The following is a 26396-nucleotide window of genomic DNA, read 5'->3' as shown; positions in this document are numbered from 1 at the left end:
GATGGATAAGAGAATATTTGGCATCGAAACGGAATTCGGAATCTCCTATTCCAGCCCGGATTCGCGTCCTCTGGCCCCTGAGGAAGTGGCCCGTTACCTCTTTCGCAAGGTAGTCAGTTGGGGCCGGTCGTCCAATGTCTTCCTGACCAACGGCTCACGGCTTTACCTGGATGTGGGCTCGCATCCTGAGTACGCCACGGCCGAGTGTGACGACCTCGCACAGCTGATCGCCCATGACAGGGCCGGTGAACTCATCCTGGATGATCTCGTGGACGAAGCCCAGGCGAGGCTGGCGGCGGAGGGATTCAACGGCACGGTGTACCTCTTCAAGAACAACACCGACTCCGCCGGAAACTCCTACGGTAGCCACGAAAACTACCTGATTCCGCGGCGGGGGGAGTTCTCCCGCCTGGCCGAGATCCTCATTCCGTTCCTGGTGACCCGCCAGCTGATTGCGGGAGCGGGAAAAGTGCTGAAGACGCCACACGGTGCCACGTTTGCCTTCTCCCAACGTGCCGATCACATCTGGGAGGGCGTGTCTTCGGCCACCACCAGGTCCCGCCCCATCATCAATACCCGCGATGAGCCACATGCGGACGCTGAGTTCTACCGTCGCCTGCACGTGATCGTGGGGGACTCCAACATGTCTGAAACCTCCGCGCTCCTCAAAGTGGGAACAGTGGACCTTATCCTCCGCATGATCGAGGCAGGGGTGATCATGCGGGATATGCGGATGGAGAACCCTATTCGCAGCATCCGCGAAATCTCCCATGACCTCACAGGCCGCGCGCTGGTCAGGCTTGCCAACGGCAGGCAGCTCACCGCCCTGGATATCCAGCGCGAGTACCTGGGCAAGGTCACTGAGTTCGTCGCCACGAATGGCGCACACAACGCCCACGTGCCACTCATCCTGGATCTTTGGCAACGAACGCTCGACGCCATCGAAAGCGGAGATACCAGCACCATCGATACCGAAGTGGACTGGGCCATCAAGAAGAAGCTCATGGACGGCTACATGAACCGGCATGACCTCAGCCTTGACTCACCACGCATCGCCCAGCTCGACCTCACATATCACGACATCTCGCGTCAACGTGGGATCTTCTTCCTGCTGCAAGCGCGGGGGGCAGCACGGCGCCTGGTCACTGAAACGGATGTCAAGGACGCCGTGGACGCGCCGCCCCAGACAACCAGGGCAAAGCTGCGGGGGGACTTTGTTCGCCGCGCCCAGGAGTTGGGCCGTGACTACACGGTTGATTGGGTGCACCTGAAACTCAACGACCGGGCGCACCAGACAATTCTCTGCAAGGATCCGTTCCGGAGCGTTGACGAGCGGGTGGATGCATTATTGGACTCCATGGGCTGACCGGCTTTATAAGCTGGCTCCCAGCTTCACGGGCTATTCTGGATAGTGGTCTCTTTCCAAGAGCCACACTGCTTGGATGCGCAACGCGCCTTTCCGAGTGTCCCTTGCCCCGACGAAAGTGTCTTTTTTGTGCGCCGACTCCTAGCAATTCTCCTTCCTGCCCTGTTGCTCATCACCGCGTGCGGAGGAAGCACTCCGGCCGCCGAGCCCACCAGCCAGTCTGCCGGTGACACCTCAAAGCTCGACTCCGTGAAAGTAACGGACAACGGCGACAAAGCACCCGGCGTTGAATTCTCCAAGCCCCTCACTGTGACTGAACCGACCGTCAAGATGGTTGTCGAAGGCGATGGTGAGCGCGTGAAGGCCGGACAGACGGCCGAGCTGATGTACCTTGCCGTGGACGGCAATGACGGCAAGACCGTGGAAGATGCCTATGCCAACGGCCCTCAACCAATCGAACTGACTGACGAGTTGAAGACCGGCAACGAGCAAATCTACAACGCGATTGTCGGAGCCAAGATTGGATCCCAAATCGCCTTTGCGGCACCGGGCAATGCCGCGGCGTCTGCCCCCGCCTCCACGCAGTTGGTCGTCTTCAAGCTGGTCTCAGCGAAGGATCCCGCACCGGTGCTGGAGAAGCCCGAAGGCGAGACTGTGACTCCTCCGGCAGGGCTTCCCACCGTGAAGGAAGACGACAAGGGCATTCCCCAGATTTCGGTAGAAGGCGTTGCTGCTCCGAAGGAACTCATCGCCCAGGACCTCATCAAGGGCACAGGCGCTGCCGTTAAGGCCTCCGACACCCTGACGGTCAACTACGTAGGCGTCACCCTCACCGGTGGCACCAAGTTCGATTCCAGCTACGACCGGGGGGAGTCCACCAGTTTCCCGCTCACCGGAGTCATCAAGGGCTGGACCCAGGGCCTTGAAGGCAAGACTGTCGGCTCCCGCGTCCTGCTGGTCATTCCGCAGGATCTGGCCTACGGCGAAGCCGGCCAAGGTGAAGCCAAGGGCGACCTCGTGTTCGTCGTGGACATTCTTGGCGTCAAGTAACCGGAACTGAAACTTCGACAAGTCCGTTTGGGACTGGCTTAAGCTTGTTCCTGACACCCATCCGTCCCCTCACAACAAGGAGCCACCATGTCATTTGGTCAGCGTGATTTCGACCGCACCAAGCCGGAAATCGACTTCCCGGAAGGCGACGTCCCCACGGACCTCGTCATTACGGACCTCATCGAGGGCACCGGCACGGAAGCCAAGGCCGGCGACACCGTATCCACCCACTACGTAGGCGTCGCCTGGTCCACTGGTGAAGAATTTGACGCTTCCTGGGGCCGCGGCGCCCCGCTGGACTTCCGGGTCGGCGTCGGCCAGGTCATCCAGGGTTGGGACCAGGGCCTGCTGGGCATGAAGGTCGGCGGCCGCCGCCGCCTGGAGATCCCTTCCGAGCTCGCCTATGGCTCCCGCGGTGCCGGTGGAGCGATCAAGCCCAACGAGGCCCTGATCTTCGTGGTCGACCTCGTAGCAGTCCGCTAAGGCGGAAAGCTCTTAGCAAGGCGCGTTACCTTCCGGTTTCACCGGTCGGTGACGCGCCTTGCTGCTTTCCCGCAGGTCTTTAGTAACGTAGCAAGGGTGTCCGCATCCCGCACTGAACGACTTCTGAACCTTCTCCTGGCTTTGCTCAATACCAGGGTGGGGCTTCCACGCTCTGTCCTGCGTGAGAAGGTCTACCGCGATTCCGCTGCCAACGATGTGGCTTTTGGGCGGATGTTCGAGCGCGACAAAGTGGACCTGAAGCAGTTTGGCTTTGAGATCGAAACGTTGGTGGATCCGCGCAGCTTCGGCGCAGAAGATCCTGCGACAACCCGCTACCGCATCGGTAAGGATTCAAACCGGCTTCCCGACGTCAGCCTGACCCCGGCCGAGTGCACGGTCCTCCTGCTGGCTGCCCAGCTATGGGAACGTGCTGCGCTTGGCACGGCGGCCACCAATGCCGTCCGCAAACTTCAGGCGGCCGGTGGTTTCACCGACGTCGACCTCCCATCGGGGGTGCAGCCGCGGATCCGGCCGGCGGGACAAGCTTTCGACGACGTCGTGGCAGCCATGCACGGCAGGCAGGCCGTCCGCTTCGGCTACCTTGCGGTCAGCACCGGGCGCGAGGAGGTGCGGGATGTTGAGCCCTGGGGACTTGGCAGCCGCTTCGGCCAGTGGTACCTCGTGGGCTTTGACCGGGGGAGGGAGGCCAAACGGCTTTTCAGGCTTTCCCGGATGACAACCGCCGTGAGTCTTGTGCCCGGCAGCAGCTTCGAGGCTCCGGATGGCTTCAACGCCCGCGCCGAGCTTGCTTCACTCAATGAGCTGCCAATCCAGCACGCCGCCCTCGACGTGGACAGCGACCGGCTCCTGGCCCTGCGAAAAAGGGCCGCGCATGTGGAACCGGCTCCAGGAGAGGACAGCCGTGACCGTCTCGTCGTGGACTTCCGGGATCCCGAGGTCCTGGCCGAGGAACTGGCCTCTTATGGTCCCCATGTGAAGGTGGAGGGTCCGGCCGAGCTGCGTGCCGCCGTCGTGCGCCGACTCCAGGGTGCGGTGAACTTCGACGCCGAACCACCCGTGCCCGTGGCGTTCCCGGACTCTGAGAAGGTGCCACGTGCCCGGAAGCGGACATCCGAGGATCAACTGGCCAGGATGCTCCAGTTGGTTCCTTTCCTGGTCCATCATCAGGGCCTGCACATCCAGGAAGTCGCAGACCATTTTGGCATCACGCGCAAGGCTCTGATCGACGACCTCAAGATCCTCATCTGCTCAGGGCTCCCGGAAGGTTATCCCGATGATCTCCTGGACATCCAGTGGGAGAACGACCACGTCTACATCTCTGAGCACCTGGACCTGAACCGTCCGGTGCGCTTCAGCGAGGAAGAGGCCGCTGCGCTGCTGACTGGCTTGGAAATGCTGGGAGACCTGCCTGCCCTGGCCGGCATGTCCGAGGACGGGCCAGGCAGCGCACTGGAATCGGTGACCCTCAAGCTGACCGGCGCAGCAGGACAGGCCGGGCGTTTGGCGGGCTCCGTAGCCGGCCAATCAGTGGCGCCCGAACAGTCGCAGGCTTTCGCCACCATTACCCAAGCGATCAGGGACAGCCAACAACTTCGGTTGAGGTACTTCTCCCGGCAACGGGACGAACTGACGGAGAGGGACGTTGATCCCTTGCGGCTCTACTCCCTGGACAACACCTGGTACTTCGAAGCCTACTGCCACAGTAAGGCGGGCATCAGGAACTTCCGGCTGGACAGGGTGGAAGCAGTGGAAGCAAACGGCCGTCCTGCCTCCGGCACAGCAACGGCCGGGCAGGACTTTCCGGCCCGGCTGTTCACGCCCAGCGACGACGATGGCCTGGTGCTCCTGCAGCTCACCCGCCAGGGTGCCGGACTGGCAGATGACTATTACGCCGAGCGAACAGCCCAACTGCCCGACGGCGGCCTCCTCGCCGAGGTGCGGTTCGGCGATGCGGGCTGGCTCCCAATGTTCGTGGCACAGCATGGGGGCTCTGCGCGGATCCTCGCCCCGGAGTCATTGCGGGCGGAAGCCCGCACTTGGCTTGACGCGGCCCTCTCCCAGTACGACGATCCTTCCGACCGCCCGGCTGGCTAGACTGTTCAGATGCCTTGGTGGTTCTGGATCCTGTTGTGGATCGCGCTCATAGCCCTTTCGTTGTTGCTTCACCTGACGCTGGGGTACCGCTTGTTCAGGAAATTCATGTCAACTGTTCATGAATTGGGCGACGCGGGTAAACGTTTCAGCAAACTTTCGCCCGACGTGGAAACCTCCGACGTTGAAACGACGGAAGCGCGCGCTGAACCAGGCTCCGCAATTTTTGCCTCCCCGGATCAGATACGTCATGATTACCTGACGGCCAAAGCCTTCCGCCAGGAAGTTCGTCGCCAAAGGCGCGTCAAGCGCAAAGCAGATCGGGGTCAGCCCCAATCCCTGCACGACATTGAATTCAGATAGACGTAGGATGTATCCAAAAGGAAAGGACCTCCCCACATGAGGCTCGAAGGCTGGCATCTCATCATCATCATCGTCCTGGCTCTGGTGCTCTTTGCAGCGCCGAAGCTGCCGTCCATGGCGCGCAGCATTGGGCAGTCGATGCGTATTTTCAAGTCTGAAGTCCGGGAAATGAAGAAGGATGGTTCTTCCGAAACGAAGGACTCCCAGGACGCTTCCGACGCCGTCGAAGGCAAGGTAGTAGGCCACCCGGACGCCAAGGCCAAGAACAACGGCGAGACTGACGTTCCGCCCGCCAACCGCGTCTAAACAGAAGTGGTAGAAACGAAGGGGCGCAAGGCCAACCCCGAAGCCCGGATGGCGCTCCTTGACCACCTCAAGGAACTCAAGAACCGGCTCTTCAAGGCTGCAATCGGTATCATCCTGGGTACCGTGGTGGGCTTCATTGTCTACCAGCCGCTCTTGGAGGGCTTGATCAAGCCGATCAAGGACCTCAACGAGAAAGAGGGCCGCGCTGCGACCCTGAACTTTGACGGCGTGGCCAGTTCATTCGACCTCATGGTCCAGGTTTCGGTTTTTCTTGGCGTGATCCTGTCAAGTCCTGTGTGGATCTACCAACTCTGGGCCTTCATCGTGCCCGGGCTGCACAAAAAGGAACGACGCTTGGCGTTGTCCTTCGTCGCAGCGGCGGTACCCCTTTTCATTGGTGGTGTCCTCCTTGCTTGGCTGGTACTGCCCAACGCCGTTCGCGTGTTGACCGATTTCACTCCTTCGGGTGGGTCAAACTTCATCAGCGCGGAGATCTACCTCGCGTTCGTTCTGCGGCTCCTGTTGGCTTTCGGCATTGCTTTCCTTGTCCCGGTGGTTCTTGTGGGGCTGAACCTTGCCGGGATCGTCAAAGGCAAGCAGTTGGTCAAGAGTTGGCGAATCACGATCTTCCTGGTGTGCCTGTTCGCTGCGATGGCTGCTCCCGGCGCAGATGCCATGAGCATGTTCTACCTCGCAGCGCCCATGCTGCTTCTGTTCTTCGCGGCCATCGGCGTCTGCCTCTGGAACGACCGGCGCCGCGAGCGTCGCGCCATCAAAAAGGCAGCTGAGACCGAAGCCAACGCAGACATCGCCACCCCGGCAACGGATCTGGAGAATCTCTAGACGTTGGGCCACTAGGCTTGATGCATGTCCTCCATTTCCGGGTCTTCATCTCCATCAGACCGCTATCAAGCGGCAGCCCAGCGGGCAGCTGAGTCGAAAACGTACCTTGGCGCCTTTGCCCGTTCCCTGGACTTCGACCTGGACGACTTCCAGCGTGAGGCGTGCAGGTCGCTCCAGGAAGGCCGCGGGGTCCTGGTAGCAGCCCCGACGGGTGCGGGTAAAACCATAGTTGGCGAGTTTGCCATATATCTTGCCCTGGAGCGGGGGCTTAAGGCCTTCTACACCACCCCCATCAAGGCTCTGAGCAACCAGAAGTTCTCGGAGTTGGCGGCTAAGTACGGGGCAGAGAATGTTGGCTTGCTGACAGGCGACACCACCATCAACGGCGAGGCTCCAGTGGTGGTCATGACCACCGAGGTCCTTCGGAACATGCTGTATGCCGATTCAGAGACCCTGGGTGACCTTGGTTTTGTCGTGATGGACGAGGTCCATTACCTGGCCGACCGATTCCGCGGGGCCGTCTGGGAAGAAGTCATCATTCATTTGCCCAGCGAGGTGCAGGTTGCCTCACTGAGTGCCACAGTCTCCAACGCCGAAGAGTTCGGCGCCTGGCTGGATACGGTCAGGGGCGACACTGACGTCATCGTTTCCGAGCACCGTCCGGTGCCACTGTGGCAGCACGTCATGGTGGGCCGGGAAATTGTTGATCTCTTCGCTGGAGACACCACCTTTGACGAGATCGCGCCCCAGGCCCCTGGAGCACAAGAAACCGAAGCACCGGATCTTTCCGAGTCCGATGAAGAGGTGAACGCACCAGTGGCAGCTGACCACAGGAACTCCGCCGCCAAACGTTCTACTCCCCTCAAGGTCCGCCAGGCAGTCACCGGCCCGGAATTCGAAGTCAATCCGGATCTGTTGGCGATGGCCCGTTCCGAGAGCCGCATGAACATGAGCGGACGCTTTGGTCATGGGGGACGCAGCCGCCGGCGCCAAGACCGCTACCGCGATGAGCGGCAGCAGTCAGAGCAGCGCAGCCCTGTCCGGAAGGCCAGCCGTCCACAAGTCATCGAGAGCCTCAGGCGCCAGGATCTCCTGCCTGCCATCACGTTTATTTTCTCCAGGGCCGGCTGTGACGCCGCAGTGGCTCAGTGCGCTGCATCCGGGCTGTGGCTGACAACAGAGCGGGAACAGCAAATCATTGCCCAGCGGGTGGACGAGGCCAGCCACGAAATTCCCGCCGATGATCTCGATGTCCTCGGTTTCTGGGGTTGGCGCGACGGACTTGTCAGGGGCTTTGCTGCCCATCACGCAGGCATGCTTCCGACGTTCAAGGAAGTGGTGGAAAAGCTCTTTGCCGACGGCCTGGTGAAGGCGGTCTTCGCCACCGAAACGCTGGCCCTTGGGGTAAACATGCCAGCCCGTTGCGTGGTCCTGGAAAAATTGGAGAAGTTCAACGGTGAAGCCCATGTCAACATCACGGCGGGGGAGTACACACAACTCACCGGACGCGCCGGACGCCGGGGCATCGACGTCGAGGGCCATGCAGTTGTGCTGTGGCAACCGGGGACCGATCCTGCGGCCGTAGCCGGTCTGGCTTCACGCCGCACCTACCCCTTGAACTCCAGCTTCAGGCCCACCTACAACATGAGCATCAACCTGATTGCCCAGTTTGGCCGCGGGCGCGCCCGCGAAATCCTGGAGTCCTCCTTCGCGCAATTTCAGGCGGACCGCTCCGTGGTGGGTCTTGCCCGGCAGGTCCGGGGGCGCGAGGAGTCCCTGGCAGGCTATGCAAAGTCCATGCAGTGCCACCTCGGAGACTTCACCGAATACGCAAAGCTCCGGCGCGAGCTCAGTGACGCCGAGAATTTCGCTGCACGCGACCATCAGCGTGCCCGCAAGTCCCATGTTGCCGACTCCCTGGCACGGTTGATTCCCGGCGACGTCATCAGCATCTACAGCGGCAGGCTTGCCGGGCATGCAGTGGTCCTTGAAGTGGATCGAAACGCCCGTGAGCCCCGCCCGTCGGTGCTCACCTCGGACAACCAACTCCGTCGCATCGGTGTCCACGACCTTGAAGGCCCGGTATCGCCGGTGACCCGGATCCGCATTCCGAAATCCTTCAACGCCAAGGTCCCGAAGGCCCGCCGGGACCTTGCCTCGTCCATGCGCCACGCAATCAGCGAAGACGCACCAGAGAGTCGCCGCAACAGCAGGCACGAGGACTTCGGCCTCGGAGCCCGCCTGCCGGACCAGGAAAAGAAAATTGCCGACCTGAGGCGCGCGCTCCGGGCCCATCCGTGCCATGGCTGCAGCGAACGCGAAGACCACGCCCGGTGGTCGGAGCGGTGGTGGAAACTGCGTAAGGAAACCGACGGCCTGGTCCGTCAAATCCAAGGCCGCACCAACACTATCGCCAAGACGTTCGACCGTGTGTGTGATGTTCTGTCGGCATATGGTTACTTGGAGACGAACGACGCCGGGCAGGTCACCATCAGCCCCGACGGGCAGCGGCTGCGCAGGATCTATGGCGAAAAGGACCTGCTCATCTCCCAGTCGGTCCGCCGCGGCGCCCTTAACGATCTCGACGCCGCAGAGCTGGCGTCCCTGGCCAGCACCTTGGTGTACCAAGCCAAACGCGAGGACCGCGGGCTGCGGCCAAAGATGCCCACCATTTCGCTCGAATCGGCTGTGGACATCGTCATCCGGGAATGGTCCCAGCTGGAGGACACCGAGGAGCACAACAGGCTTCCCTTGACCGGTGAACCGGAACTCGGCCTGATGTGGCCTATGTATAAGTGGGCCAAAGGCCGTCATCTTCAGGAAGTCCTCAGCGGAACCGACCTCGCTGCCGGTGATTTCGTCCGTTGGGCCAAGCAGGTAGTGGATCTGCTCGACCAGCTGGCCAAAATCCCGCAGCTGGACCCACGCGTGGCACGAATCTGCCGGGAATCCATTGACTTGGTCCGCCGCGGCGTCGTTGCCTACTCCACGGTGGCCTAGCCCACATCTTCATCTGATTTACTGCTTTCAACGCTCGAGGAGCTCAACCAATGAACCAGCCAGGCGCGCCTGCCGGCCAAAACCGCAACGCAAAGGACCGCCGGGTCACGATGTACCGCAACGGTTCTATCTATACCGCCGCTGATCCGTTCGCCACCGCCATGGTGGTGGACGGCGATACCGTTGCCTGGGTCGGTTCCGAGCAGGCAGCTACATCCATCGCCGATTCATCGATGGAGATTATCGATCTCCGAGGCGCCCTCCTGGCTCCGGGTTTTGTCGATTCCCATGCGCACCTGACCGAAACCGGCCTCGCGTTGTCGGGCCTGAACCTCACCGCGGCCCGTTCGGCCAAGGAACTCCTCGACGCCGTTGCTGCTGCCACGGCCGGAGGTTCCGGCAGCATCCTGGGACACGGCTGGGATGACACAGCCTGGCACGACTCCGCTTTGCCTACCCTCGAGGAGATCGAGCGGGCAGCCGGCGGACGGCTGGTTTACCTCTCACGCATCGATGTCCATTCTGCCTTGGTCTCCCCGTCACTGGCCTTGGCGGCGGATTTGGACGGCTTGGATGGATTCTCCGGCAGCTCACGGGTGGTGCGAGCAGCACATTCTGCCGCAAGGCTTACAGCACGGCAGTTCCCTGCGTCTGAACGACGTGCTTACCAGGAACGAGCCCTCCAGGAAGCGGCTTCCCACGGCTACGTCGCCTTGGCTGAAATGTCGGCACCCCACATCTGCGGACCCGATGACCTCCGGATGGCCGCCTCATGGAATGACGAGGGAAACAGCCCGGAAATCCTGCCTTATTGGGGTGAGCTTGCTTCATCGGCCGAGCACGCCCAAAGCATCCTGGAGGGCTTGGGTACAGGGGTCCTGGGCCTCGCGGGCGACCTCAACATGGATGGTTCCATCGGCTCCCGAACGGCGGCCCTCATAGACGACTATGCGGATGCGCCCGGGCACCGCGGCAGCCTGTACCTCTCCGTGGATGACGCGGCCCGGCACCTTGCCGCTACCTCCCAACTGGGCATCCAGGCAGGATTCCATGTCATCGGCGATGCTGGCCTCGATGCGGTTCTTAGTGCGTTGGATGCAGCCGCGGCCGAAGTGGGAGAGCAGCGTATCCGGGCTGCGGGCCACCGACTGGAACACGTTGAGATGGCTGATCAATCCGCCGTCGACAGACTGGCCAAGTACTCCATCACAGTCAGCGTGCAGCCGGGTTTCGATGCCGCGTGGGGCGCTCCAGGCGGTCTCTATGACCAGCGCTTGGGCGGCCGGAGCAAAGCCATGAATCCATTCGCTTCCTTCTATGCAAGCGGCGTGCCGATTGCGTTTGGCAGCGACAGCCCCGTCACGCCCCTGCGGCCGTGGTCCAGTGTCCGGGCGTGCCTGGAGCACAGCAATCCGGATCAGCGGATTTCTGCCAGGGCCGCATTCCTGGGGCACACCCGGGCAGGCTGGCGGGCCGCGAAGCACCGAAACCCCCTGATGGGCCAACTGGTGCCCGGAGCACCTGCCAGCTTCGCCGTGTGGGAAGCCGAAGAGCTCATGGTTCAGGTGGCAGACAGCCGCGTACAGTCCTGGAGCACGGACCCGAGGGCGCGGACACCACTGTTGCCTGCGCTGGATACCGGCAGCGACCCTCGCTGCTTGCAGACGGTCCGTGAAGGACAGGAACTGTTCGCGCACGAGAACCTCCGCGCCTAACGGGATCAATTTCTCGCCTCGGGGAGGGTCACTGAACTGGGCCGACGCATGGAACCGCAGGTCACCGGGCGGTTGACAGTGTGGGGGGAGTCCGTAGCATTGAGGCTCAACGGACAATCAACGCAGCGGCAAAGCCGAGGCTTGGGGGTCCGGCCGTGGCCGGAACACGTTCATGGTGGCGGCAAACAGGTGGGCAGGTCCGCAGTGACCCAGAAAACAGTTCGTCAGGGATTCTTTGCCCGGCGCCACTGGTCCTGGGCTTGTGGACCTGCCCGCGGCATTCTGCTCCCTGCACCAGGCCCTTGCCTGTGTCTGACACCACAGCCGCTCAAGGAGTGCCTTCCGGCGTCCTATAATGGAGAGTTGCGCCAGAATGCCAGCCGCCAGGCTGGTCCGGCACACTGACCGCTCCATCAAGGAAAGGCCTCTTCTTGCGTGTCCTGACGATCATTCCCACCTACAACGAGCTCGAATCGCTCCCCGTGACGCTGGGACGGCTGCGCGCAGCTGTTCCCGAGTCTGATGTTCTGGTGGTTGACGACAACAGCCCTGACGGCACGGGACAGCTTGCCGACGAGTTCGCCGCAGCGGACAGCCAGGTGCACGTTCTGCACCGCAAGGGCAAGGAAGGACTCGGCGCTGCCTACATCGCCGGCTTCAAGTGGGGCCTGGCCGCAGGATACGACGTCCTGGTAGAGATGGATGCCGACGGTTCCCACAAGCCGGAGCAGCTGCCGCTGCTTCTCGACGCCGTCAAGGACGGCGCAGACCTCGCAATGGGGTCCCGTTGGGTCACCGGTGGCAGCGTCGTTAACTGGCCGCTGTACCGCCAAGCCATCTCCCGCATCGGCAGCACTTACGCGCGGATCATGTTGGGTGTAAAAATCAAGGACGTTACCGGCGGCTACCGTGCCTTCAAGCGCACCACGCTTGAGGCCCTGAACCTGGACGAAGTCGAATCGGTTGGATACGGCTTCCAAGTGGACCTCGCATGGCGGGTGGCCAAACTGGGCCTCCGCATCGAAGAACGCCCCATCACGTTCGTCGAGCGTGAACTTGGTGCCTCCAAGATGAGTGGCAACATCGTTGTGGAAGCCATGATCAATGTCACCAAATGGGGAGTGGCAGCACGTTGGGCGAAGCTCACCCGCAAGTCACCTGCCATCGCCAAGTAGTATCGGCAAGAGAAAAGGCCGGGCCGGGTTCCTCAAGGAACCCGGCCCGACCTTTTTGTCTGCGTTGCAGACTACGCGGAACGACGCTCTCCACGGCGTTCACGCAGAATGTTCAAACGATCCTCAAGGATCTGCTCCAGCTCGGGAAGGCTGCGGCGTTCCAGCAGCATGTCCCAGTGGGTACGTACGGCTTTCTCGTTGGCATCCACAGGACGCTCGCCGTCAACCAGAAGCGCTTCCTTGCCCGTCTTGGAAACCCAAACCGGGGGAATCTCGGCTTCGGAGGAGAAGGTTACGAAGACCTGCTCGCCATCCTCGCAGCGGTACTCGACCCGCTGGCGCGGCGCCGGTTCAACGCCGGACTCGGTTTCCATGCTTTGGGCGCCAAGACGCATACCCCGCAGGCTGCGATCGCTCATGATTACTCCCTCTGTCTGTTCGCGGAGCAGGAACTCCGCGCTAGCCGTAAGCCGTTTTCACGTTCCTTACGGACTACTTCTGCACACCTTGCATCACTAATTGCAACGCCTGGCAAAGCTTTTATGTTCCATCCGCACTGAACCAGCCGGACAAATATCCCATTATACGCGGATCAGGTCCTACTACTCAAAAGGCGGTAGCGACAACGAGCGGCCAGCCGAATGGCTGACCGCTCGCAACGTCGTGAATGCTGTTATTCTGCGGGCTTCGCGTGTTCTCCGGATGCCATCGGTGCAGAGGCCTTGGCTTCTTCATTACCACCGAACAGACCGACAGGGGAGTCCCCGCCGTTCCCGCCGAGGGCACCACCGATGCCCTTAAGCGCTTCGCCGACTTCACTCGGAATGATCCAGAGTTTGTTCGAGCTTCCTTCAGCGATCTTAGGAAGCGTCTGCAAGTACTGGTAGGCAAGGAGCTTCTGGTCCGGATTTCCCTTGTGGATCGCGTCGAAGACCTTTTGGATGGCTTGCGCTTCACCGTCAGCACGGAGGATAGCTGCTTTCGCATCACCTTCAGCTGCGAGGATGGCGGCTTGCCGCTGGCCTTCTGCGGTGAGGATCTGGGACTGCTTGGTGCCTTCAGCGGTCAGGATGGCTGCACGACGGTCACGCTCTGCGCGCATCTGCTTTTCCATCGAGTCCTGGATGGAGTGGGGCGGATCAATCGCCTTCAGTTCCACGCGGGATACACGGATGCCCCAACGTCCCGTCGCTTCGTCGAGGACTCCGCGCAACTGACCGTTGATCTGGTCGCGGGACGTGAGGGCTTCTTCAAGGTTGAGCCCACCAACCACGTTACGAAGCGTGGTGGTGGTCAACTGCTCCACGGCCTGGATGTAGTTTGCGATCTCGTACGTTGCTGCCCTTGGATCGGTCACCTGGAAGTAGACCACGGTGTCGATGGAGACCACCAGGTTGTCTTCGGTGATGACCGGCTGCGGAGGGAATGACACTACCTGTTCGCGAAGGTCGAGCAGCGGCAGAAGCCGGTCGACGAACGGGATCAGGATGGTAAGTCCCGGGTTGAGCGTGCGCTGGTACTTGCCGAGTCGTTCAACGACGCCGGCGCGGGCCTGCGGGATGATCCTTACCGAGCGGACCAACACGATGATGACAAAAATGACGAGAACAATCAGCACAATTGCTGCTGCTGTTCCTCCTAAGCCGTCCATACATCTCCTTCGTTCCCCAATTGCGTGGTTTGATGCGGTTATGCGCGGGCGGGCTGCCCAACCCGGCAACCGACTAAATCAAGAGGCGCGCCTCAGCGCGGGCTGTTGTCGGCAGACGAGGCGACTACCGCCGTCGCGCCGTCAATTTTGGTGACCTGGACTGTTGCGCCGGCGTCGATGACTCCAGCGGTGCTGCGCGCGCTCCAGACATCACCACCGATTTTGACGAGTCCACTTGTCCCGCTCACGGCTTCTATGACGAGAGCGGACTGCCCTATCAGGCGGTCAATGTTGGAGCGTTGTTCTTCGGGCCCCTTGTGGAGGTGTTTGAGCGCAACGGGCCGCACGAAGGCAATCATGAGGAGGGATACGACGGAGAAGATGACGATCTGCAGCCAAAAATCGGCGCCGGCGAAGTCAGCGATCAGCCCAGCGAGGGCTCCGCCGCCCAGCATGATGAAGAAGAGGTCGAGAGTCAGCATCTCCACCACTGCGAACGCGAGGAACACTGTGAGCCAGAGGGCCCACCAATTCTCGCCGAGCCATTCAAACATCCGTTCCCCCTTGGTCCCGGATCCCGCGGGCGGGATCACAGTCGCTGTCCTTCCATCCTAGCCCGACGTACCGTCCCACGTCAGGACACGTTAAACACGCTGATCCGGAACTTCGCCGTCGTGGACACCGAACCGTCAAGTCCGGCCAGTTCGGACAGCTGCCCGGGGAGGAGATGGTGGCCGGCCGGGCCCATGAAGGCGACGTCTGCCACCTCCCGTCCACTCAACAACAGGGGAATATCCAGGCTTTGGCTGGTCCCTGAACCGAAGTGCCCCCTCATGGTCTCTGCCAGACGCTCTTCTTTGCCTTCTTCGATACCCAGCATGCCTGTCCGGGCAGCGATTTCAGCGAGATGGCCCGGCCGGGGTGTCACGATGACCAGTTTCCCTCCGGGGCGGAGCACGCGGGCGAATTCTGCGGGGTTTCGCGGGGCAAAAACCACCATGACTGCGTCCACGGAATTATCAGCCACAGGCAAGGGACGCCAAATGTCCCACACCAGGCTAATGGACTGCGGGTTGAGCCGCGCCGCCCTGCGGAGCGCGAACTTGGAGATATCCAGGCCGATGGCAGTGGCCCCGGTTTTCCGGACTACTGCGTGGAGATAGTGACCGGTACCGGTGCCCGCGTCCAGAACCAACCCATCGGGTTGTTCAAGCACGCCAGCGGCTATGTCGGCAACTGCATCAGCCAGGGCAGAGTAGTGCCCGCCATCGAGGAACCGGTAACGTGCCGCCACCATGTCGGCCGTATCAGCTTCAAACACGGTGCCCTTACCCGTCAGCATGTTGAAGTAGCCCTGTTTTGCGGCGTCGAAAGTATGTCCGGACCGGCAGGCAAGTGTCCGCTGCGGGTCCGCCGTGAGATTGAGCGCCCCTTGGCAAACAGGACAACGGAGGGCAGCGACGGCGTCGGACAACATGGCTTCAATCCTACGGTGGGACGGAGTGTCTGGTGCCGCGCGCTTGACCGCCGGGCTAGGCTCACCCTCGTGAAACCCGAGCAACTTTCCCTGCTGAACTCCGTATCCGCCCCGGCCATCCACCCCGATGGGACCAAGGCGGTGGTATCTGTCACGAGGCCGGATTTTGATGCTGACAGTTACGTCGGCCAGTTGTGGAGCATCCCCTTGGACACCACCAAACATCCGCGTCGCATCACCCGAGGCTTCAAGGACACCTCCCCGGCTTTCTCACCTGATGGCTTGGTCCTTGCCTTCCTTCGCAGCGAGCCCGACGGGAAGCCGCAGTTGTTCGTCGTGGAGGCGGCCGGTGGCGAGCCGCAGCGAATCACGGATCAGCATGCCGGCGTGGGTAGTTTCGAATGGGCGCCCGACTCCCACCGAATCGCCTTCGCGGCCCGCGTGCCGGAGCAGGGGCGCTACGGAACAGTCGACGGCGTCACGGCAGGCGGCGAGGACGGTCGCCTTATTACTACCAATCAGTACAGGGCCAACGGCCTGGGGTATACCTCCGACCAACGCCAGCAGTTGTTCGTCGTTGAGGTCCCGGAACTGGGTGGCGAGCCGGCAGTCGCCCTCAGGGGGCGGGCCGCACACGAACAACCAGCCCGCGTGGTCTCAGGCGTTCCTGCAGCCAGGCAGATCACCTTTGGCGATGCTGACCATGAGTCTGCGTGCTTCTCTGCTGACGGTTCACAGCTCTATTTCGTGGCAGGCCTGCAGGAAGGGCACGACGAGGACCTGGTCACCTCGATCTACCGCGTCGATGCCTCCGGAGGCCAGCCAATCGCCGTCGAACCATCAACCGGGAAACTGCAGACCGTCGCCGAGGTCCGCACGTCAACTGACGGTCAGTGGCTCTTCTACCTTGCCCAGGACATGGGAGAAACGGGCAGGGATTTCGTGGCACGTAACACCTCGCTCCATGCCATGCCCATCGGCGGGGGAGAGGCCACACGACTGACCGATGTCGAATACCTGGATGTCTCTGGGCCATTGGAGCCGAGTGGTCCCGCAAGCGTGCTGGTCCTGAACACGGCCCTGGGCAGCGTCGAACTGCTCGATGTTCCCGCGGAAGGCGGGATCACACCGCTTGTCCATGGTGCCCGGGTGGTCATTGGGGCAACAGTGGCGGCCAACGGCGAAATCGCTGTCAGCTATTCGGATGCCACCACTGTGGGCGATGTAGCGTCGCTGGAACGGGGTGAGCTCCGCCTGTTGACGGACTTCTCCGCAGGCCTCAGGAACAATTCACGGGTCAGCGAGCCACTGGACGTCGAGGCCACCTCTGAGGACGGCCACCCTATCCACGGTTGGTTGGTGCTGCCTGACGGGCCCGGCCCACACCCGGTCCTGCTGAATATCCATGGCGGACCGTTCGCACAGTACACCGGTGCCTACTTCGACGAAGCACAGGTCTACGCAGCTGCCGGATACGCAGTGGTGATGTGCAATCCGCGGGGGTCTTCCGGGTATGGCCAGGCCCACGGGCGGGCCATCAAGCAGCGCATGGGCACAGTGGATATGCGAGACGTCCTTGCGTTCCTGGACTCTGCCCTGGCCGCGGTGGATGCGCTGGACGAGGATCGCGTGGGCATCATGGGCGGTTCATATGGCGGTTACTTGACCGCCTGGACCATCGCCCATGACCATCGGTTCAAGGCTTCGATCGTGGAACGCGGCTTCCTGGACCCCGTCAGCTTCACAGGTTCATCTGACATTGGCTGGTTCTTTGGCGGAGAATACACCGGGGGTACGCCTGAGCAGATGGCAGCCCAGAGCCCCATGGCCGTCGCAGGCGCTGTCACGACTCCGACACTGGTGGTTCACAGCGAAAATGACTTACGCTGCCCCATTGAACAGGGACAGCGCTACTACTCACAGCTGAAGAGCCAGGGCGTGGAAACTGCCCTGCTGGTGTTCCCCGGCGAGGACCACGAGCTGTCCAGGTCCGGTACGCCGCATCATCGCAGGCAGCGCTTCGAACACATCCTTCGTTGGTGGGCAAAGTTCCTCCCCACGGCGTCAAACCAGCCTGACGCCCCGAAATGACGTCCCGGATTTCAGTGAAGGAACCCGAGAGCCCTGCGGGCATCCTCAATCTGCGGCGCAGACCAACGGGCCGAGTGCTCTTCGTTGCTGGACAGCGACCGGATTTCGGCGCGGTCCAGGTACAGGCAGCCGTGGAGGTGGTCCGTTTCGTGCTGGACGATACGGGCCTGCCATCCTGAAAACCACTCTTCCATGGGCTCGCCGGCCGTATTGGTAAAGCGCAACTCGACGTTGCGGTGGCGTGTCACAACAGCCTGGTAGCCGGCGACTGAGAGGCATCCTTCGTAGAACGAGGCTGTCTCAATCCCCAGCGGCCTGTACTCCGGGTTGATGATGGCGAAGAATTCCAGTTGTTCCCGGTGGCGAACGGCCGCAGATGCCGGGTCAACCTCGTACTTGTCCTCAAGCACGGCCACTTGCAAGGGGATCCCCAGCTGTGGAGCAGCGAGGCCAACCCCCGGCGCGTCGTGCATGACATCGCGCATCCGATCCACTAGGGCCATCAACTCTACGTCGTCGATCTGGCCATCAAACGGGGCGGCCATCTGGCGCAGGACGGGGTGCCCCGCCTGGACAATGGCCGGGAGCTCTTCCGAATCCAGCAGTCGGCGGACAGTGTCCCTGATCTGCGTGGGATTGAAGTCCGTGGCAGGGCTCTTGGCCTCGGGATGAGGTTGGTGCGTCATGTGTCGAGCCTAACGCGGCGGGTGCCCGCGACGTTGGGCTAGGCTCGACGAATGAGCGATTCCACCCCTTTGGACCGTGTACTGGGTTTCGTCAAAACAGTTGAAGCCGGCGGCGGAGCTGCTGAGCTGCGGCCCTTCCTTGCCGAGGACTTCAAACTCACCGAGTGGCCGCATGCCTTGTCCAAGACAGGCTCCACCAGGGCCCTCGCGGAAACGTTGGCCGGCGCCGACCACAGCAAGGAGATTGTTGCCAATCAGCGGTTTGACGTGGTCCGCACCACCAGCCAGGAAAACCGGGTAGTGCTGGAGATGAACTGGTCTGCCACACTGCTCCTTGACCTGCCCCATTGGGACCGCGGCGACACCATCCGCGCCCGGAGTACTGCCGTTTTCGAGCTTCGCGATGGTTTGATCATCAGCCAGGATACCTACGACTGCTACTACACCACGCCGGAATAGCTAGCGCATGGTGAAGCGCCGCTCCACCAACCCTGCGACGGCGGGAAACTCAAGAGCGCTGGCGAAGAGCTTGTTCCTGGCGAGCATGACATGAGGTGCCAGCGGCCGGCCGAGAGCCATGTTCAGCCCGGCCTGCCTTGATGCCCGCAGGGCGGCACTCCGGCGTGACATTTCGAAGTTCTTGAGAATTCGCCCCACATCGTCCCCTTGGAAGGAATTGCCCATGATGGGCGCGAGTGCAGCGGCGTCCAGCCATCCCAGGTTCATGCCTTGCCCTCCGATGGGGCTGATTTCGTGGGCAGCGTCACCGAGCAGGACCAGACGGCCGTGAACCATCCGCTTGGCCAGCCGTGAACGCACTTCGAAGGCGCTCAACATCGTGTTGGTGCCGGCATCCAGTACCTCGCCCGTCCTCACCCCAACCAGTTCCGCCAGCCCGTCCGCCGTCGAGCCTTTGTCCGGCGCCCCCAGCCTTACCACCCATCTGCGCACGCTGCCTGGCAGCGGAAACGACTCCACAATCCCAGCAGGCTCCAGAAACAAGACCGCGTCGGTCCCGTGCCCGGTTGTATCCGCGAAGTCGCCCATGATGTAAGAGTCCGGATAGCTCCGGGATGGAAGGTGCGGCAGGATCCGCTGACGGATTAACGAATGCGCTCCGTCAGCAGCAACCGCCAGCCTGGCACGGAATTCAAGGCCCCCTGAAGACGAAGCCGCCTCGATGTGGACGGATCTGAAATCGTCCACTACCTCCTGAACATCGGCGCCACGGATAATGGCCCCGGGGTCCAATGCCAACACCGTCTTCTCGAGGATGTTCTCCGTGACTGCCTGCGGCACTGCAAGGATGAACGGGTATGCGGGGTCGCCATCGAACGCCAACGTGGCAACTTTCTGTCGTTGGCTGTAGGCCACGCCCCTGCGAATAAGGACCCCGGCGGCAATCAGTTCGTCGGCGACTCCAGCACGCGCCAACTCCGTCAGCGCTGGAGGGTGGATGCCTATCGCCCGTGAGCGGCCACTCCTGCTAATCCTGCGCTCCAGGATGCGGACATGGTGTCCGCCCTGAAGCAACAAGGCGCCCATGAAGAGTCCCACAGGACCGGCACCAACAATCACAACGTCAAGCACGTTCTTGCCTTTGGTCCTGGGCGCCGGCAAGGCGCCGCTCATGGACCAGCAGGTTATGCCACGGGCCGTTTCTTTCGACCCGCCATGCGTTGGGCACGGCCGATGCCAGTTCCGCCGCTGTGTAGCTGCGCTTGATGGACGTCAGGCCATCACCCCAAATGTAGGAGCCCAGGCCCAAGGGCCAAAACCCTGCAGCGAACAACAGGTATGCAACGTTGCTGCGCTTGAGGTCGTTGTGGAGGGCGAGGCTGTTGCTGAGCGACTCGGAGTCGCGAAGCACTCCTTCGAGTTGCCCGGCGTCGAGGTGGTGGAGGATATGGTTCGAGATCACGACGTCGTAGGTCCGTCCCTCCCGAACGAGCTCGGAGCTATGGGCCTGACGATAAGTGACGCCCTCAACGCGTCGAGCCTGTGACGCAAATTCATAGGCCCTGCCGTCCGGATCGATCGCTGTCACCGCAAGGCTGAAGCCATCCTGCTGAGCCCACAGCGCGAGGCTTCGGGCAACGTCTCCGCTGCCACAACCGATGTCCAACAGCGATCCTTTGCGGCCTACCGTCAGCAAGGGCCGGATCCGTTGGTGGTAGGTGCCTCGCCAACCGGAAAGCAGGCTATTGACCACCGGAAACCTGGCGTAGGTCTTTTTGAGGCGTTCGGGGTTGCAGTCGGCCCTGTCCATCTCCTCAATTGCGGACAGATCCCTGTCCTGCAGGGATCCCCATGGACTCACAGGGCAGGGGAGACCAGGGTAAAGAGGCCCGTCTCCACCGTCAGCCCCGGGCCGAAAGCCATGGAACAGATGCGCTCCTCACGGTCCGTGGCTGGCTTTTCCAGCATGTACTTCAGGACAAACAACACCGTGGCGCTGCTCATGTTTCCGTACTCGCGCAGCGTCTCCCGGGCTGGCACCAACTGTTCCTGCGTCAGTTCCAGCTTGGACTCCACCTTGTCCAGGATGCTGCGGCCACCGGGGTGGATGGCCCAATGTGTGATGTCCCGGTAAGGGAGTCCGGCAAGCTGTGGCTCCTTCGCGAGAAGCGGCTCCAGGGCTCCGGTGATGTGTTCTTCGATGATGTGGGGCACGTAGGAGCCCAGCACCATTTCGAATCCTTCGTCGCCGATGTTCCAGGCCATGGCTTCCTCGCCCACCGGTGTGAGGACAGTTTCGAAATGGTCCAGCCTGATCACCGGATCCGGCCCCTCCGGTTCACGGGCCGTGACGATTGCTGCCGCCGCACCGTCGCCGAAAATGGCTGAGCCCATGATCGTGTCGGGATCATTCGAGGTCCTGACGTGCAGGGAACAGAGCTCAACACAGATCACCAAAACCACAGCCTCGGGATCGGCCATACAGAACTGCTTGGCTGCCTTGAGTGCGGGGAAGGCGGCATAGCAGCCCATGAATCCGAGGTGGTACCGCTGCACGGCAGGGTTGAGTCCAAGGGCCCGGACCACTTTGTAGTCGGGTCCTGGATTGAAGAATCCCGTGCAGGACACCGTAATGACGTGGGTGATGTCGTCCAAATCGATGCCGGACGCTTGAGCTACAGCCGTCTTGCCTGCCTCAACGAAAAGCTTGGTGGCTTCTGTGGCGAAGATTTCGTTCCGGACCTTGGTGCTTGGGCTCAGCACCCTGTTGGTTTCGGGATCGAAGAACCGTGGATTCTCGGGATGGGCGTCAAGGCTGAGCTCTTCGACAGCCGTGTAGCGGGTGTCGATGGCTGCTGAATCAAAACAGGTGGTGACCAGCCGCGTTCCCAGCCGGGTCAGGCCTGGCTGGGATGCAAAAACTTCGCGTGCTTGTTGCTGGACGAGGATGGTTGGCGGAACTGCGGTTTCAAGGGACCTCATGTATACCGGCATGCTTCATTCTTAGTGAGTAAACCTGTGAAGACAATGGCAGAATCAAACGTACTGACCGAGGTTGGTCAGGGTGAGCCAGGCGACGCCGACGGGGGACTGTTGGGCAGCGCCGCCTAACAGATGGAGAAATGATGACTATTGCTGCGGGCACTGACACGCAATCTCCCGAATCGCACGTTGCTGACACCCACGATCTGATCCGGGTTCAAGGTGCGCGTGAAAACAACCTGAAAGACGTCAGCATCGAGATTCCGAAGCGCCGGCTCACGGTGTTCACGGGCGTTTCGGGATCCGGGAAAAGCTCGCTGGTTTTCGCCACCATCGCTGCAGAGTCGCAGCGGATGATCAACGAAACGTACAGCGCGTTTGTGCAAGGCTTCATGCCGTCCCTGGCCCGGCCGGACGTTGACATGCTCGAAGGATTGACGACGGCGATCATCGTGGACCAGGAGCGAATGGGATCCAACCCGCGGTCGACGGTGGGCACAGCTACCGACGCCAACGCTATGTTGCGGATTCTGTTCAGCCGCCTGGGACACCCACACATCGGCTCACCCAACGCCTATTCCTTCAACGTCCCGACAGTGAAGGCCAGCGGTGCCATCACGGTGGAGCGTGGCGAGGGCAAGACCAAGACAGAGAAGGCCAGCTTCAACCGCTTGGGTGGAATGTGTTCGCGTTGTGAGGGCATGGGTTCGGTCAACGACTTTGACCTGACTGCGCTGTACGACGACAGCAAGTCCCTCAGCGAAGGCGCACTCACCATCCCCGGGTACACCATGGATGGCTGGTACGGACGCATCTTCAGCGGGTCCGGCTTCTTCAACATGGACAAGCCCATCGCCAAGTTCACCAAGAAAGAACTCCACGATCTCCTGTACCGTGAGCCCACCAAGATCAAGGTTGAGGGCATCAACCTCACCTACGAAGGCGTGATCCCCAAGATCCAGAAGTCCATGCTGAGCAAGGACGTCGACGCGCTCCAGCCGCACATCCGGGCCTTCGTTGAGCGGGCCATCACGTTCACCACGTGCCCTGAGTGCGAAGGTACCCGGTTGAGCCCCGAGGCCAGGTCATCCAAGATCAAGGGCAAGAGCATCGCAGATGTGTGTACCATGCAGATCAGCGACCTTGCAGAATGGATTCGCGATCTGGACGAGCCCTCAGTTGCTCCGCTCTTGAAGGGACTCCAGCACCTCCTGGACTCATTTGCGGAAATCGGCCTGGGGTACCTTTCCCTTGATCGGCCCGCCGGCACGTTGTCCGGGGGAGAGGCACAACGGACCAAGATGATCCGACATCTTGGATCGTCCCTGACAGACATCACCTACGTCTTCGATGAACCCACCATTGGGCTGCACCCTCATGACATCGAGCGGATGAACCAGCTCCTGCTGCAGCTGCGGGATAAGGGAAACACCGTGCTCGTGGTGGAGCACAAGCCCGAAACCATCGCGATTGCCGATCACGTTGTGGACCTCGGTCCCGGCGCAGGGACCGGAGGTGGCACTGTGTGCTACGAGGGTCATCTGGAAGGTCTTCGGGGGAGCGACACCATCACTGGGCGCCACCTCGACGACCGTGCCTCCATCAAGGACGATTTCCGTTCTGCCAAGGGCAAAATGGAAGTCCGCGGCGCATCAGCGAACAACTTGAAAGACGTCGACGTCGACATCCCCCTCGGCGTTCTCTGCGTCCTCACCGGCGTGGCCGGCTCCGGAAAAAGCTCATTGATTCATGGCTCAATTGCAAACCGCGACGGTGTCCTGGTGATCGACCAAGGGGCCATCCGAGGTTCCCGCAGGAGCAATCCTGCCACTTACACAGGACTCCTGGAGCCCATCCGCAAAGCCTTCGCCAAAGCCAATGGCGTGAAGCCGGCGCTGTTCAGCTCAAACTCGGAGGGCGCCTGCCCCACCTGTAATGGCGCCGGCGTGATCTACACGGATCTCGGCGTCATGGCGACCGTGGAATCCACCTGTGAAGAGTGCGATGGAAAGCGCTTTCAGGCGTCAGTCCTGGAGTACAAACTGGGGGACCGAAATATTGCAGAAGTGCTTGCAATGTCTGTCAATGAGGCTGAGGTCTTCTTCAGTGAGGGGGATGCACGAACCCCTGCCGCCCACAAGATCCTTGACCGCCTGGCCGACGTCGGCTTGGGTTACCTGACCCTCGGCCAACCACTCACAACGTTGTCCGGCGGTGAACGTCAACGACTGAAGCTGGCCACGCAGATGTCCGAAAAGGGCGACACCTACATTCTGGATGAGCCGACCACTGGCCTGCACCTGGCCGATGTCCAGAACCTGCTGGGAATGCTGGACCGTTTGGTGGATTCCGGAAAGTCAGTCATTGTGATCGAACATCACCAGGCTGTCATGGCTCACGCCGACTGGATCATTGACCTTGGCCCCGGTGCAGGTCACGACGGCGGCAAGATCGTTTTCGCCGGCACGCCTGCCGAGCTTGTGGCTGGCAAGTCGACGCTCACCGGCAAGCACCTGGCAGCCTACGTGGGCTCCTGAGACTTCCTCACGCTGCGGGCCGGCAGAGTCCATGCCGGCCCGGTGCCTTCCTGATGATTTGCGTCAGTAGAGGCATCAATTCGCAGTGTCCCACTCAATGTGATGCCGATACACCCAATCAAAGTCGTCCTTCGACTTTCGTGCGATTCCGCGGAAGACCGCCGGCAGCACCAGATCCTCGAAAACGCGCTTGAACTGGCCGCGGATCTTCGGCGCCGCATTTCTGCGTCCCCATTCGACCACGGATTCCGCCCGGGTCCTGCGTTCGTTCTCATAACGCGCCAGCGCCTCCGAAATTGAGTCCGGCGCCAGCCCTTGGAGCGAACGACCCAACGTGACCGCATCTTCAATTGCCATGGAAGCTCCCTGACCGGACGACGGCGAAGCTGCATGGGCGGCATCGCCCACCAGAACAAGCCTCTCGCGCTGCCAGCGCGGAATGCTTGGAAAATCCGAGGTCGTGTAGGGCCTGATGATGTCATCCGTAGCGGTGATGATGGCCGCCATCATCGTACGGTCCCCGGCGACGAGCTTGGTCAACCAAGCCTTGCGGGCGCCGGCGTCCAACGTGGCGGGATCTTCAGAGGACCGTTGCAGGGGATTGGCAAACCACCAGATCCGGCCGTCGGGATCCTGCATGTAGCAATAGAAGCAGCGCTTACCGAAAACCATCTTCATGCGCCCGGGTTCGACGTCCATCGGCTCGGCCTTCAAAACCCCCGCAGCGACTATGCCGCCCGTGTTAAGCAACGGAATGGTCCTGGGCGCCGGCGATGTGGGATCTATCAGCTTTCTGACGCGTGAATGAAGGCCATCGGCACCAACCACAATGTCCCCATGTGCAGTGGTTCCGTCGTGGAAAACCGCCCTCACGCCGTCGCGACTTTCCTCCACCGTGGTCAGCCGCTTGTCATAAACGATGCTGATACCGAGCCGACCGGCTTCTTCCCGCAGCAAGCTGTACAGCTCGGAACGGGTCATGGTGCGGGCGGTGGTGCCGTCGGGCAGGGACCCGCCGTAGTCGAAGTCCACGAGGTGCCTACCGTTACTTCCCAAGTACATGGACATGAGGGGAGTGCTAAAACCCAAGTTGGCTGCCGCCGCTTTGAGATTGAGGGTTTCCAAGGCATCGAAACCGTTAACGGCCACCGTCAGGAACCCGCCGATGCCATCCGACGGCGCTCCGTAGGATTCGAAAATGACAGGTCGATGGCCGGCCTTGTGCAGCGCTATGCCGCTGGAGAGTCCGGCAATACCGGCACCAACAACCATGCAATTCAACATCAGAGCCTCCAGATATATTTCGTTCGGTCGAACGAAATATACGTCGAGACCATGGTTGGGTCAATCCTTTCGGAATCTCGAAATACCTTGCTAGCCTCTGAGGATGCACCCAGACAGCGACGCGGACGCTCGAAAGGCCCTGCTCGAAGCTGTTTTCGCTTCCGGGCGGGAACTATCGACGGCGGCCGTGATGTTCCACACGAAGCTCTCCGAACTCCGTGGATTGTCCGCAACGGAAGGCAAAGCCATAGATATCCTGCTGCGGTTCGGACCCATGACGGCAGGAGAATTCGGCCAGCATTCGGGCCTGGCGCCAGCCTCGGTGACCGGGCTGATGCAGCGACTGGAAGGCAAGGGCATAGCCCGCAGGGTCAGGCATGACGAGGATAAGCGGAAAGTATTGATAGAGCTGATCGGCGACCAAGTAACTGCCGCAACGCCATACTTCGTCGATTTCATGAGTGGACTGACAGGCTTACTTGAGGGCTACAGCGACGACGACCTACGCGTCATCGCCGATTACTCAGCTAAGGCCGCGGAAATCCAGAAGAACGCAGCAGCGCGCTTAGGAAACGAAGCAGGCTGACGCGAAGCCCGGCACCCCCTCCCGGGCATTCCTTCATAACGCCGATAATCTACATTATGTAAAGTAAAGCTGAATGGGAGTCCCCTGGGCCGCCTCCACCCCTTGATGTCCGCCGGCTTACCGCCAGCGAATCAGCCCTCCAGGCCCGCCTAAATGCCCGCCACAGGAATGACCCGGACGGGCTGCATTGGCATTTGAATCGGGCAGCCGAGCTGGAGAACATCCTGGCA

At 61.4% G+C, this 26396-nt stretch carries 23 protein-coding genes; 14 read left to right on the top strand and 9 right to left on the bottom strand.

The window, feature by feature from the left end:
- The first annotated feature begins 1 nt into the window (after position 1).
- From pafA to GVL04_RS03245, 10 genes are all read left to right on the top strand, one after another.
- On the top strand, positions 2-1366 hold the full coding sequence (gene pafA, locus GVL04_RS03290) for a Pup--protein ligase (RefSeq protein WP_159699525.1): 1365 nt from the start codon (positions 2-4) through the stop codon (positions 1364-1366).
- Positions 1367-1495: 129 nt separating this feature from the next.
- On the top strand, positions 1496-2416 hold the full coding sequence (locus GVL04_RS03285; RefSeq protein ID WP_200846734.1) for an FKBP-type peptidyl-prolyl cis-trans isomerase: 921 nt from the start codon (positions 1496-1498) through the stop codon (positions 2414-2416).
- Between the two features lie 87 nt (positions 2417-2503).
- Positions 2504-2899 carry an FKBP-type peptidyl-prolyl cis-trans isomerase gene (locus GVL04_RS03280; RefSeq protein WP_011774867.1) on the top strand — a complete coding sequence of 132 codons (396 nt, stop codon included), beginning with the start codon at positions 2504-2506 and terminating at the stop codon, positions 2897-2899.
- Between the two features lie 96 nt (positions 2900-2995).
- On the top strand, positions 2996-5014 hold the full coding sequence (locus GVL04_RS03275; RefSeq protein WP_200846733.1) for a YafY family protein: 2019 nt from the start codon (positions 2996-2998) through the stop codon (positions 5012-5014).
- A gap of 9 nt (positions 5015-5023) precedes the next feature.
- On the top strand, positions 5024-5374 hold the full coding sequence (locus tag GVL04_RS03270) for a hypothetical protein (protein ID WP_159699516.1): 351 nt from the start codon (positions 5024-5026) through the stop codon (positions 5372-5374).
- Between the two features lie 36 nt (positions 5375-5410).
- Positions 5411-5680 carry a Sec-independent protein translocase subunit TatA gene (gene tatA / locus GVL04_RS03265; RefSeq protein ID WP_159699513.1) on the top strand — a complete coding sequence of 90 codons (270 nt, stop codon included), beginning with the start codon at positions 5411-5413 and terminating at the stop codon, positions 5678-5680.
- A 6-nt stretch (positions 5681-5686) separates the two neighbouring features.
- Complete coding sequence (gene tatC, locus GVL04_RS03260; RefSeq protein WP_159699510.1) at positions 5687-6523, top strand: twin-arginine translocase subunit TatC; 837 nt, start codon at positions 5687-5689, stop codon at positions 6521-6523.
- A gap of 24 nt (positions 6524-6547) precedes the next feature.
- Complete coding sequence (locus GVL04_RS03255) at positions 6548-9523, top strand: RNA helicase (RefSeq protein ID WP_159699507.1); 2976 nt, start codon at positions 6548-6550, stop codon at positions 9521-9523.
- A 50-nt stretch (positions 9524-9573) separates the two neighbouring features.
- Entirely contained in the window at positions 9574-11238 is a 1665-nt protein-coding gene (locus GVL04_RS03250; RefSeq protein ID WP_159699504.1) for an amidohydrolase, read from the top strand.
- 431 nt (positions 11239-11669) lie between these two features.
- Positions 11670-12413: a polyprenol monophosphomannose synthase gene (locus GVL04_RS03245; RefSeq protein ID WP_159699501.1), complete on the top strand. Its 744-nt coding sequence runs from the start codon at positions 11670-11672 to the stop codon at positions 12411-12413.
- A gap of 71 nt (positions 12414-12484) precedes the next feature.
- Here the strand turns inward: GVL04_RS03245 and GVL04_RS03240 are convergent, their stop codons facing one another.
- The 4 genes from GVL04_RS03240 to GVL04_RS03225 all read right to left on the bottom strand — a co-directional run bounded on the left by GVL04_RS03240 (position 12485) and on the right by GVL04_RS03225 (position 15541).
- Complete coding sequence (locus GVL04_RS03240) at positions 12485-12832, bottom strand: RNA polymerase-binding protein RbpA (RefSeq protein WP_011774875.1); 348 nt, start codon at positions 12830-12832, stop codon at positions 12485-12487.
- 254 nt (positions 12833-13086) lie between these two features.
- A complete protein-coding gene (locus tag GVL04_RS03235; protein ID WP_159699498.1) occupies positions 13087-14064 on the bottom strand; it encodes an SPFH domain-containing protein in 978 nt (325 codons plus the stop codon).
- A 92-nt stretch (positions 14065-14156) separates the two neighbouring features.
- Positions 14157-14618 carry an NfeD family protein gene (locus GVL04_RS03230; protein ID WP_159699495.1) on the bottom strand — a complete coding sequence of 154 codons (462 nt, stop codon included), beginning with the start codon at positions 14616-14618 and terminating at the stop codon, positions 14157-14159.
- Between the two features lie 80 nt (positions 14619-14698).
- On the bottom strand, positions 14699-15541 hold the full coding sequence (locus tag GVL04_RS03225; RefSeq protein WP_159699492.1) for a methyltransferase domain-containing protein: 843 nt from the start codon (positions 15539-15541) through the stop codon (positions 14699-14701).
- A gap of 69 nt (positions 15542-15610) precedes the next feature.
- Here GVL04_RS03225 and GVL04_RS03220 point away from each other — a divergent pair, with 69 nt between their 5' ends.
- Complete coding sequence (locus GVL04_RS03220) at positions 15611-17632, top strand: S9 family peptidase (RefSeq protein ID WP_159699489.1); 2022 nt, start codon at positions 15611-15613, stop codon at positions 17630-17632.
- An 11-nt stretch (positions 17633-17643) separates the two neighbouring features.
- On the opposite strand, the gene GVL04_RS03215 is transcribed toward GVL04_RS03220, so the two are convergent.
- Positions 17644-18318, bottom strand: coding sequence for a peptide deformylase (locus GVL04_RS03215; protein WP_159699486.1), 675 nt, complete (start codon positions 18316-18318; stop codon positions 17644-17646).
- Between the two features lie 51 nt (positions 18319-18369).
- Between GVL04_RS03215 and GVL04_RS03210 the strand changes: the two genes are divergently transcribed.
- Positions 18370-18777, top strand: coding sequence for a nuclear transport factor 2 family protein (locus GVL04_RS03210; RefSeq protein ID WP_159699483.1), 408 nt, complete (start codon positions 18370-18372; stop codon positions 18775-18777).
- On the opposite strand, the gene GVL04_RS03205 is transcribed toward GVL04_RS03210, so the two are convergent.
- From GVL04_RS03205 to GVL04_RS03195, 3 genes are read right to left on the bottom strand one after another with little or no spacing between them, the layout of a single operon-like run.
- Complete coding sequence (locus tag GVL04_RS03205; protein WP_159699480.1) at positions 18778-19908, bottom strand: NAD(P)/FAD-dependent oxidoreductase; 1131 nt, start codon at positions 19906-19908, stop codon at positions 18778-18780.
- The gene (locus GVL04_RS03200; protein ID WP_159699477.1) at positions 19901-20638 is read right to left on the bottom strand and encodes a class I SAM-dependent methyltransferase; all 738 of its coding nucleotides are present in this window, start codon (positions 20636-20638) and stop codon (positions 19901-19903) included. Before GVL04_RS03200 ends, GVL04_RS03205 begins: the two co-directional genes overlap by 8 nt.
- Complete coding sequence (locus GVL04_RS03195; RefSeq protein WP_159699474.1) at positions 20635-21771, bottom strand: type III polyketide synthase; 1137 nt, start codon at positions 21769-21771, stop codon at positions 20635-20637. The genes GVL04_RS03200 and GVL04_RS03195 overlap by 4 nt, the downstream gene beginning before the upstream one ends.
- A 131-nt stretch (positions 21772-21902) precedes the next feature.
- On the opposite strand from GVL04_RS03195, the gene GVL04_RS03190 reads away from it, so the two are divergent.
- Positions 21903-24296, top strand: a complete 2394-nt coding sequence (locus tag GVL04_RS03190; RefSeq protein WP_200846738.1) for an excinuclease ABC subunit UvrA — start codon at positions 21903-21905, stop codon at positions 24294-24296.
- Positions 24297-24371: 75 nt separating this feature from the next.
- On the opposite strand, the gene GVL04_RS03185 is transcribed toward GVL04_RS03190, so the two are convergent.
- A complete protein-coding gene (locus GVL04_RS03185; RefSeq protein ID WP_159699468.1) occupies positions 24372-25580 on the bottom strand; it encodes an NAD(P)/FAD-dependent oxidoreductase in 1209 nt (402 codons plus the stop codon).
- Between the two features lie 103 nt (positions 25581-25683).
- Between GVL04_RS03185 and GVL04_RS03180 the strand changes: the two genes are divergently transcribed.
- Positions 25684-26166 (top strand): MarR family transcriptional regulator, encoded by a 483-nt coding sequence (locus GVL04_RS03180; protein ID WP_159699465.1) that lies wholly within the window; start codon positions 25684-25686, stop codon positions 26164-26166.
- The last annotated feature ends 230 nt before the right edge of the window (positions 26167-26396 follow it).

Origin of the sequence: Arthrobacter sp. 18067 (assembly GCF_902706295.1) — a bacterium.
In the GTDB taxonomy this organism is placed as follows: domain Bacteria; phylum Actinomycetota; class Actinomycetes; order Actinomycetales; family Micrococcaceae; genus Arthrobacter.
The sequence above is the reverse complement of the archived record's forward strand: the minus strand, read 5'-3'. Positions and strand labels throughout refer to the sequence as shown.